Origin of the sequence: Flagellimonas olearia, assembly GCF_004150225.1 — a bacterium.
GTDB classification, from domain to species: Bacteria; Bacteroidota; Bacteroidia; order Flavobacteriales; family Flavobacteriaceae; genus Flagellimonas; species Flagellimonas olearia.
On sequence record NZ_ML142907.1, the window covers coordinates 559590 to 569730 of the forward strand.

At 40.7% G+C, this 10141-nt stretch carries 9 protein-coding genes and 1 tRNA gene; all 10 read right to left on the reverse strand.

The features are described from left to right. Position 1 precedes the first annotated feature (1 nt). Positions 2-961 (reverse strand): hypothetical protein, encoded by a 960-nt coding sequence (locus DN53_RS02535; RefSeq protein ID WP_129652842.1) that lies wholly within the window; start codon positions 959-961, stop codon positions 2-4. A gap of 55 nt (positions 962-1016) precedes the next feature. After that, positions 1017-2090 (reverse strand): trypsin-like peptidase domain-containing protein, encoded by a 1074-nt coding sequence (locus DN53_RS02540; protein WP_129652843.1) that lies wholly within the window; start codon positions 2088-2090, stop codon positions 1017-1019. A gap of 3 nt (positions 2091-2093) precedes the next feature. Beyond that, positions 2094-3299: a type III secretion system chaperone family protein gene (locus tag DN53_RS02545; RefSeq protein WP_129652844.1), complete on the reverse strand. Its 1206-nt coding sequence runs from the start codon at positions 3297-3299 to the stop codon at positions 2094-2096. A gap of 36 nt (positions 3300-3335) precedes the next feature. Continuing rightward, positions 3336-3719 carry a hypothetical protein gene (locus tag DN53_RS02550; protein WP_129652845.1) on the reverse strand — a complete coding sequence of 128 codons (384 nt, stop codon included), beginning with the start codon at positions 3717-3719 and terminating at the stop codon, positions 3336-3338. Positions 3720-3786: 67 nt separating this feature from the next. Continuing rightward, a complete protein-coding gene (locus tag DN53_RS02555; RefSeq protein WP_165357237.1) occupies positions 3787-5487 on the reverse strand; it encodes a hypothetical protein in 1701 nt (566 codons plus the stop codon). Between the two features lie 37 nt (positions 5488-5524). Next, positions 5525-6085: a hypothetical protein gene (locus DN53_RS02560; RefSeq protein ID WP_129652847.1), complete on the reverse strand. Its 561-nt coding sequence runs from the start codon at positions 6083-6085 to the stop codon at positions 5525-5527. Positions 6086-6102: 17 nt separating this feature from the next. Beyond that, the gene (locus DN53_RS02565) at positions 6103-6315 is read right to left on the reverse strand and encodes a hypothetical protein (RefSeq protein WP_129652848.1); all 213 of its coding nucleotides are present in this window, start codon (positions 6313-6315) and stop codon (positions 6103-6105) included. A gap of 237 nt (positions 6316-6552) precedes the next feature. Next, entirely contained in the window at positions 6553-7290 is a 738-nt protein-coding gene (locus DN53_RS02570) for a LytR/AlgR family response regulator transcription factor (protein ID WP_129652849.1), read from the reverse strand. Then, positions 7287-9416, reverse strand: coding sequence for a tetratricopeptide repeat-containing sensor histidine kinase (locus DN53_RS02575; RefSeq protein WP_207211064.1), 2130 nt, complete (start codon positions 9414-9416; stop codon positions 7287-7289). Before DN53_RS02575 ends, DN53_RS02570 begins: the two co-directional genes overlap by 4 nt. Positions 9417-10044: 628 nt before the next feature. Continuing rightward, positions 10045-10118 (reverse strand) — tRNA-Pro (locus tag DN53_RS02580). Between the last annotated feature and the right edge of the window lie 23 nt (positions 10119-10141).

Consider the following 10141-nt stretch of genomic DNA (forward strand, 5'->3'; position numbering starts at 1 on the left):
TTCAATCTTTATAATGATCTTGGATTTCCTTTAAAATGGCATAGACCTCGGAGGCATTGTTTTCCGCAAATCGTCGGTCCCAAAAGCTAAAGGGCCATGAATACTCGAAAGAGCTAGTATACTCCACTGATGGAAAATCCAAGAAAACCTCATCCGAAACATCGTACATTCCATAAAACTCTTCATAGTTCAACGTTGAGGTAATGGTGTCATGTATTTCTATCAAGTCATCCACCATCCGTTTGCAGAGTTCATCATATTTGCTTTTGGAAAAAAACGTAAAGACGTATGCCTTATTCTGTTTCCAGAGATCGGTAATATTTTCCGCAGACCGATCTACCGTCTTTGCTTTTTGGGAGATGTAGAGCAATTGGCAAGCACGTTCAAAAAAAGAATAGTTTCCTGCATCCCCCAAATCACCATAATCCTCATCCAAATCAGGGTGTTCGTAAACGGCGGGCACAACATAGAGTGCGCTATAGTTTGATCTTTGGTATGTTTTGGTACTCACATCATAGTCAAATGCGATGGTAAAAATGGTATTCCAGTAGTTTTCACTGTACTCTTCATTTTCCATATGGCGCATTATCTCATCCCTTATGGTGTTTTGATACGAAAATTGATCCCTGCCATTCAGCCCTATTTCCAATAAGAAAACTTCATAGCCGCTCAAAGCATTACGATAATCTTGGAAATACTTAAACCCAGCGTATTTGTTTTCAGGACTACTATTATTTTCAACAATCTCTACAACGCTTTGCTCATGCAGGCCGTACCTTTCCATTCTTTTTTGATAGGCAGCATATTCCATGTACGCATAAACCAATGCGGCCGTAACAAAAAGTCCGTTCGCCAATAACACTATCATGGTAACGGCTTTCTTTTTGGACGTGGCCAAAACCACCCCTATCAAAGCACAGAATAGTACCGATGCCATTACTATTTTCAGGGCGAGCGTCATTTCCGTATAGTTTTCAATTATATCGATCTATTATTCAACTTATACGCTATCTTATCTATTTACTGAACTGGGTCATCTTCGCCCCAAAATCATTCACGAACCTATTGTCCAACTCGTCTGCCCTAATGGCCAGCTGCGTAATGTTTTCCAACACACTATCCGCAGTTTTGGAGTACAGATCGCTTATGTGCACACGGTATGAAAGGAAAATCTGGTTATCGGAAATGGACAGTCGGTGTTCGCCCGTATCCGCGGTCAAGATATACTCGTATACTTCGGCCAGGTTTGTACGGGGCAGGTCGTTCAAAGGAGAGGTGGCGAACAGGTAATTGTTATCATAGACAAACATTCTTATTTCTGCACTTCCCTGATGAAAAAACCAGCGTTCCCTTCCCGATCGTGCCAAAACGGGGTTCAGTCCCAGACCAAGAATGGCTTCTTCGACCGTTAGGCTAAAATCGGACAATGGCCTTTCTTCAAACAACCCCTCATCCATATCGTTCCCACAATTGGGACAATAATGCGTCTTTTCAACCATAAGGCCATTGCAACTGGGACACCCAATGGTAAGTCCATCGAACAGTTCGCCAACGATCATAAGCTCTTCATGGAGTGTTTCCATGGGTATGGCAAAACCCATATTGTCCGCATCGGAAAACTTGGAGGTCACGATTCCCATAAGTTCCCCTTTTTCATTGACCACTGGGCCACCACTATTTCCTGGATTGATGGCAGCATCGGTCTGTATAAAATTACTTCCCCCTATCATCTGCCGTGGGTTGGAAACAATACCTTCGGTTACCGTGAAGGGCATACCAAAAGGATACCCCAACACCAATACCTTGTCTCGTGTGGAGGCCTCTGTTTGATGCCTTGTCACAACCGATTGGGAAGGTTTTGGAAGTGTTTCCGCCTTTAAAAAGGCAATATCCTTTCCGGGATTTACATAGACCACCTGTGCCAAATATCTATTCTTATCCCCATCCTCCACGCTTACCGAAAGACTACCGGACACCACATGAAAATTGGTCACGATCACATCATCTTGCAAACTATAAAAACCGGTTCCGGAACCATTGGCGGTGTTGATCCTATAAACTGAATTTTCAATATATTGAATTGCGTCCATTGCTTACTTGGTATTTAAATTGGCCATCATTTGCTGTATTGCCGCCATGGATTGTTGCATTTGCGCACCCATGATCTTTGATAGGTCCATTCCAAATTCATCACCAAAAATGGAGTCCTCCATAACGGATTCCATTCCTTTCAATAAAATGGGAGCTGCTTGGTTGTATTCCAGCCCGCTGGCCTCACTCAAGGCATCGGTTATGGGTTTGCTGATGTCAGAATTCAACAAGTTGTAGTAGAACAGACTATAAAAACAGGATTGCATTAGGTTACAGGCATCCTCAAATCGGGAATTGGCCATCATCTCTTGTACCTCCCCATAGCTATCCTCCCAGTTTTCCCTGATACTCTCTTTTTTACTGCCGTATTTATAGGGAATAAAGGTTTCTATTTGGTATAGATCTTCCGAGAATTTATCCTTTGGATAGTTTTTCAACTTTTCCAAGCTCGCCTTACCATGGAGCAATCGGTCCTGAAAAGGAATCCTTCGGTCGTAAAGGCCATCCACTGCCTTTTCCACCAAGGTACGCAGATAACCTTGGGGCTCTATGTGGAACTCTATTTTTTTGAGTGTGGTGTTCAGGGTATACCACGCATTGTTTCCATGACGTTTTTCCATGTAACGGTCCAGACGTTGTATGCCTTCTTCAAGGATTTCCTGACAGTTGGCATAGGCTTCCTGTTTTACTTCCTCTGAAAAAGGCATTGTCTTTGGTGCTTGCAGATGGGCAGCATCAAATTTTTCGATGAACTCATCATCAAAGCTATCTGCATGATAACAGATTTCCCGAAAGACCCCGTAGATTTTGTACGGTTCACATAGGTCGATGGGGCATGAGAACGTAAAATAGACCAGATTATCCTCCAAAGCCACATTGGCCAAGTTGAGCGGATACATGCGTAACTCCGCCAACCGTCGCATTAAGGGCACTTTCTTGGCATTTGAAATATTTAAAAAAGGACATCTCACCTGCAGTCCATCCGATGTTTGGGTAATGGAGAGCACCACGGAACCATGCGGTATCTCATACGTATTTCCCGTTTTTTTGTTTTCAAAATGGTTGCCGACATATTCCAACAAGGTGGGCACCACCTTATCGTATTGTCTATTATTGAAAAATGCCACCGCTTCATCCCATTTTTCATCTTGTCTTGTGGATGATTTTTTGGCATTTATGGGTGGAAAATATGCGCTGCTTTTATCCATTTTTGTTTTGTAATTAATTGGATTACATCCTTAACTTTAAGCTGCTAAATTTTTAATTTCACCCTCTAATTCTTCAAATGCTTGTTGTTGGGGTTTTACTAAGATGGCCTGCTTTATTACTCCGGCAATCACTTCTAAGATGTTTCTACGCGCCTTTACACTTTTTCCGAAATAGGCATTCATTAATTTATTGGGAATGATATGATTTATTTTCACCGTGTTTTCATTCACAAAAAATAGTTTTACGGCGTGCATGCCACTTTTTTTAAGCACAATACATTGCGCCATTTGCCCGCTGGTGTCCGTACGATGTTCCCAAGTGTCATATTCTTTTGAGCATTCGTAACTAGAACTTTTTAAAAGTTCATAAAGTGCATCCAAATTGGTATAGTTGGGCTTAAGCCGAATTAGATTTTCCATAGTTTTCAATGTTTTTGGCTATAATTTAAAAGCCACAGATGGTCATGACCATCTGTGGCACTAATTTTTAAAAATCCGTAAAAGCTCTTATAGCCCTAACACCCAAAAAATCATTATCCTTTGGAATATTAAAGCCTTGATTAATATTCCACCAAATCGCATCATTAATATCAACTTCAGTTGAACTCCAATAGGAATTTGATATAACGTCTCCTCCATTTGATGTTATAGCGTTACCAACTATTGATACGTTTGAGTAAAGCTCATTCAATTCGTCTGCACTTGGCAAAAACCAGTCATCAAATCCGTTTTCATTTAAATTAGAAGCTATTTCTGCAGCACTTCCAGAAGCACATGAAGAGGCCATTATTATATCTGTATTTGTCTGTCCGGTACCTATAGCTGTTCCTGTTGCTCCAGTGGCAATTCCTAAACAACCCCATGGAACATTTGTTGCTTGTACATTTAGAGAGACAACCAATCCACTACTATTATTACTAGCAGGGTCTATCCAAAAAATGATACCCCCATATTTAAATTCCCCAATCTCGTTTAAGTCATTAAGCGCCACGAACGCATTGGCGGAAACAGTTTGGGTACCGTTGCTTACTGAAATGGTGGCCAACATATTGGGGTTGGTCTCAAAATCGAAAAGCGTTTCGTCCGCCACTGATAATTCTCCTGTATTTTGATTTATGTTAAAAGCTCCTGCAGGGTTTTGGAACGTAATGGTGTACGTTAAATTAGAACCACTTGCCTGTAAAACTCCAATAACATCCCCGTTAGATGGGTTTTCATCAATAGTCAAGTTGGTATTTGTAGCAGATACTTCATCCACATCATTTAAATTAATTGTGGCTGTAGCACTAATGGATTCCGTACCATCGGTAACAGAAATATCAGCTGTGATTACGGGGTTGGTTTCAAAGTCGAACAGATTGGGGTCAAGGACCGTCAACTCTCCCGTACCAGTATTTATGGCCATGGCACCCACTGGGCTTTGTGCAGTAATGGAATAACTGAGAGTGCCATTGCCATTGGCTTGAATGTTTCCTAAAACCTGGCCATCGTTTGGATTTTCATCGACAGTAACTGTAAAATCCTGAATGGTAATTTCAAGGACATCGTTTAGGTTTACCGTAACCGATACTGGGTTTTGGGCATCTACAATAGAAACGGTCGCTGTAAGTAAAGGATTGGTTTCAAAATCGAACAGCGAAGCGTCCGACACCGTAATTTCGCCCGTATTTGCATCTATGTTCATAGCTCCTTGGGGAGATTGGGTAGTTATAGCAAAACCCGAAGTGCTTCCTGTGACCTGTAAAGTACCTAGGACTTGTCCATCAACAGGATTTTCATCTATGGATACTTCGAGGCTTTGGGCCGAAACCTCGCTTACATTGTTCAGATTGACCGTAACAGTTACCGTATTTTCCGCATTTTCCGCAGTGACCGTAGCTGTCAAAGTAGAGTTTGCCTCGAAATCGAACAAAGAGGCATCGTCAACGGTCACCTCACCGGAAGTGGGATCAATACTCAATGCACCCGAGGGCGTTTGGGAGGTAATACTGAAACCTTGGCCTGCACTCCCATCGGTTCCTATGGTTCCAATCACTTGTCCATCTGTGGGATTCTCGTCAATGGTGACTTCCAAGTCTTGTAGGCCGACCTCAATATTTGAACCTGCATTATCGTCATTACTACAACCAATGGTTATAAGTAGGACAGATAAAATAAATAAATAGGATTGTTTAATTTTTTTGTTCATGATTTTGGGTTTGATGTTTATGATATTCATTTCTTTACTAATTCAAGTGGGCAAGCACTCCATTTAACCCATAGCTAAATGTAAAAGTGGTTCCCCCGTTTTCAGGCTTGAGCATTACCACATATTCCATTTTCTCCCTATTGCCGTTTTTGGGCATCTTTATGAAGGCCATGTGCAATGAAGGGTTTTCAATGCCTTTTTCTGTAGTTAGCTGTTCCTTGGATTTTTCCACGAGTTCCCCCAATTGACCTAGATTGACCATATCACCCAATTGAAACATAAAATCGGCCGCCTTGGTACCCTCTGGTATTTCCAAGGTTATTTCAGAAGTTTGGTTCCAGTTGCCCAATGAGTAGGTCCACTGCCCCATTTTTAAAGATTCGGGGGCATCGGTAACCGTAACACCCACAATATTGCCTATGGTTTCATTGTAGGTGATCGTTAGATCCGTATAATGAGCCCCGTCCCCAAACCTGCTTTTCAGGATATTTTCAATAGCCCCAAAGCCTTGGGCATTGGCCTCTTGCTTATTGGTTCCCCCACAGGCAACCAGTAGGACCACAATAAAACAAATAAGGCTGTTTTTCAGTTTTTTCATGATGTACGCTTGATGTTTCAATCCTCGTTGTCCCTCCCGAACAGAAAAAACAAAACACCTCCCACGAGTATCAGTAGAATCCTAATGACCCATCCCGCGGTACTGCCCCAGATGTCTATCCAGGACAAAAGCCTAATGTTATAGTTGAAAATTGACAACACCATGGATATAATTCCCATTGCTGCCAGCACAAGTCCTCCTTGGCCTAATTTTACTTTGATATTTTCCATACTAATTGTGGTTTGTTCCATTTCCAGCTTAGGACAGCCCTGGGAAAGAAGGTGTTTTCTGTAGGTAGTTCCAAGTAAGAAATGGTTTTCGCAGGTTAAAGCTGCGCCAAAATAATTTCTCGGGAAATGGGGAATGTATATTCGGGAACCCTCAATAAATATTTGTGGGGTCCAAATCGGAATTCGTTTTGCAACGAACCGTAAATGCTATGGAATCTAGGTTTAGAAAGTAAGAGCCTAACGATGGTTGTAATTAAGAAAAGAAGTCAAGAAACCCTCTTTTTTTCGAATGGAAACAGGTATTTTTTTTCCATTTTTCAAAAAGATAATCCCCGATTTATCATACTTGTCAATGAATTTTAAGTTTACCATGAACGACTGATGAGGTCTTGTAAAGGACACTTTTTCAAGCTGTTGTTCATATTCCTTTAAGGGTTTTGAGGCCACATATTTTTTCCCATTGTCCAGGTGGAACGTGGTATAACCTTTATCGGATTCACAGTACAGTAGCTCTTGCAAATTTATTACCTGAAAACTATCGCTCAGGGACAGCACCAAAGTAGAGTCGTTTTTGTGCCAAACTTGTTTTACCGTCTTTATCTGCTTTTTTTGTTCGGTTACGGGCAGTCTTTTGACTTTTTCCAAGGCCAATTGCAGTTCTTCAACATCCACAGGTTTCAACAAATAGTCAACGGCCCCAATCTTTAACGCCCGCAAAGCGTATTCTTCATATGCGGTGATGAAGATCACTTTGAAATCCAAATGTTCGGTCTGGTCCAAAAAATCAAAACCGGAACCGTCACTAAGGTTGATGTCCAAAAAGATTAGGTTCGGCTTACATGCATTGGTCACCACTACCGCTTCTTTGACAGACCCGCATTCCCCTATGACCTCCACATCGGTTTCAATGGATTTCAACAAATTGAGCAGTCCTTTTCTAATGTATTCTTTGTCTTCTACCAACAGTGCTTTCATGCGGCCTCAAGTTTTTTATAGGGTATCACCAATGTCACGACCGTACCCCTTTCGTGGTACCTTGCCCGGTCTTCAATGGTAACCGACCCGTTCATTTTAAAATCTTTCGACAATATTTTTAGACGCTCCGAGGTTATGGCCGTTGCCAATGATTTCTTTCCGTTCCCTTTGTTTTCTTTATGGGAATCAATGCCAATCCCGTTGTCGGTTATCGTACAGATCAACGCTCCGTTTACATATTTGATAAGGGTTGCCAATTCCCTATCACCCTCAAGATTGGTAAACGCATGTTCAATGGCATTTTCAATGAAAGGCTGAATGAGCATGGGGGGGATTTCAAACAAAGAAGTGTCTAGGGCTTCATCAATTTCAATGGTATAATTGTATGAATCACTTTCCAGGTTATGAAGCTCAAGATAGTTTTCCAAAGCCCTGATCTCTTGCGAAAGCAACACCATTTTATCCCGTGAATTTTCCAATGTTATCCGTAAAAGCCTAGAAAATCTTGACAAATAGCGAACTGACTTTTTCTCTTCCTTATTGAGTATCATACCTTGTAGGACGGACAACGAGTTGAAGATAAAATGTGGTGTCATTTGTGATCGCAACAATTTTTGCTCCGTGACAATATTCTGGTTTTTGATCTTGATGGTATGGAATTTCTGATAGAAGACCATGGACCCCAACAAAATCGACACCAATAGAATACCAATAACCGCCCAAAGGTAATTTTGTCGAGATCTGACCAGGTCTTGGGATGTTGTCATCACCGTTTTGGTCAGCTCCAGCTCCCGGATACTGGCAGAATCCAAGGCCTGCCTGTACTTGTATTCATATTCCAACTGGGCAACCTTTTCCACATTCTCTTTATTAAAAAGGCTATCGTTCAATGATTTGAATCGCTGGTGGCTTTCAAGAGCATCCTTGTAATTTCCTGTATTTTTGTAAATTTCGAAAAGCAGTTCCTGCGCCATACTTTGGTATAATAAAAGACCATGGTCTTCGGCCAACTTCTTGCTTTTTAAAGCATTGGTAAGTGCTTTATTATAGTCATGTTGATTTGCATTTACCTTCGCTAACCCCCAGTAAGAAATACATAAACCTTTTTGGTTTTGGATCTCCAAGCTTATCTTTCTTGATTGTTCATAATATTCATAAGCTTTCGTATAATTTTTTGTCTCCAAATAAATATACCCAATATTGTTCAAGACAAAAGATTCACCTCGTTTATCATTGACCTCTTTGTAAAGTTTTTGGCTTTTTTCCAAATATTCATAGGCCAGTTCAAGATTGTTCTTTTCTTTATAGGCCAAACCGATATTGCTAAGGGTCTTTGAGGTTATTCCTTTATTGGCGCTTCCCGAAAGTGTCAGGATTTCTTCGAACAGTTCTATGGCCTTGTCATATTTTTTCAGTGCCACATAGATATTGCCCATATTGCCCAATGTTGACAGTACACGCCTTGTATTTGAATTTTTTTTTGCAATTGCAAGAGTTTGGTTGCAATAATCAAGGGCCACAGGATAGTTTCCTTGGTTGGAATACGTAACAGAAATACCATTTAAACAGGATGAAATTCCTGATGGGTTCCCAATTTCTTCATTTAATTTTAATGCCCTGAATAGGTATGACCTTGCTTCATTATAATTGTCCATTTCTATGTAAGACCACCCCATCTCATATTGGACCTGGGCTATTTCTAGCTTGTTGTTGATCGTTTCAAAAATTTCAAGCGATCTTTTGAAATAGGCGACTGCTTCATTTTGATCACCATTATAGTACATGTAAATACCCATGTTCTTGTAACATGCAGCAATACCTTGGTTCCAAGCAATATGTTCATATAATTCAAGAGCCTTGGTATAATTTGAAAAGCCTCGTTCATAATTTGATTCATAGGCCTCTAGCAAACCTCTTATATAAAAATTCTTGGCTTTACCTTTGGTATAGTCAAGAGAATCTGCAAGTCGCTCTGATTCTGCCAAATATCCTTCCGCTATGGCGCGATCTTTTTCCAAATACCCATCAACCAAATGATGTAGGAGATCCACCCTAACAATATCTCTTGTTTTATGATTTTCCAGTTCAACTTTAAGGCTATCAATTTTGGGGCTTTGGGCTTGCATGTTTCCAATAGATAAGAAGAAAAAGAACCAGCCAAAGAGCTTCAGGTAAAGTAACCTCCGTGTTGTTACACCTGCTTCGTTCATGGATAAGGATAGACAAACCATAGCAATCAACACATTACCCTGAAAACTGGTTTGTACATTCATATTTACGCCACTAATTGGACCGAAAGGACAAAATACGGCATTTAAATTTCGTTCGAAAGGTTATATGGGTAGTTTTCTTTACAATGAACTACTGCAAATGTGCATCTGTGAGGTTAGGATAAATATTTGCAGACCCTGAACACATATTCGACAATCATTGCCATTCCCATTTGGTCTTCCTTTCGAATAATTGGTCACTACGTGGGTTTCAACTCCGTAATGGTCGTATGACAGGAATACCAAGAAGTTTATAGGAAAGGTGGCTCCAATAGTATCAAAGGATTCCATAAAAAAACACTGAAAATCACAAGATTAACAGTGTTTTGGTTTTACTTGAAAAAGTTAAGTCGGGATGACTGGATTCACTCCGTGCATCCAAGTTTTGTTATGCTGCAAATTAAAGCAAGACTTTAATTTTATTTAAAGAAAAAAGTTCCATTAAGAAAATAAACTTTCTACAGGAACTTTTCACTTTAACTTGTCGGGATGACTGGATTCGAACCAGCGACCACACGCACCCCATGCGTGTACGCTACCAGACTGCGCCACATCCCGAAAACGGATTGCAAAAATATAAA

Bases quoted from the DNA above. Each gene is read 5' to 3' on its own strand.
- DN53_RS02535 (WP_129652842.1), bottom strand. From the start codon at position 961: ATGACGCTCGCCCTGAAAATAGTAATGGCATCGGTACTATTCTGTGCT.
- DN53_RS02570 (WP_129652849.1), bottom strand. From the start codon at position 7,290: ATGAAAGCACTGTTGGTAGAAGACAAAGAATACATTAGAAAAGGACTG.
- DN53_RS02575 (WP_207211064.1), bottom strand. From the start codon at position 9,416: ATGCAAGCCCAAAGCCCCAAAATTGATAGCCTTAAAGTTGAACTGGAA.
- DN53_RS02545 (WP_129652844.1), bottom strand. From the start codon at position 3,299: ATGGATAAAAGCAGCGCATATTTTCCACCCATAAATGCCAAAAAATCA.
- DN53_RS02565 (WP_129652848.1), bottom strand. From the start codon at position 6,315: ATGGAAAATATCAAAGTAAAATTAGGCCAAGGAGGACTTGTGCTGGCA.
- DN53_RS02550 (WP_129652845.1), bottom strand. From the start codon at position 3,719: ATGGAAAATCTAATTCGGCTTAAGCCCAACTATACCAATTTGGATGCA.
- DN53_RS02555 (WP_165357237.1), bottom strand. From the start codon at position 5,487: ATGAACAAAAAAATTAAACAATCCTATTTATTTATTTTATCTGTCCTA.
- DN53_RS02540 (WP_129652843.1), bottom strand. From the start codon at position 2,090: ATGGACGCAATTCAATATATTGAAAATTCAGTTTATAGGATCAACACC.
- DN53_RS02560 (WP_129652847.1), bottom strand. From the start codon at position 6,085: ATGAAAAAACTGAAAAACAGCCTTATTTGTTTTATTGTGGTCCTACTG.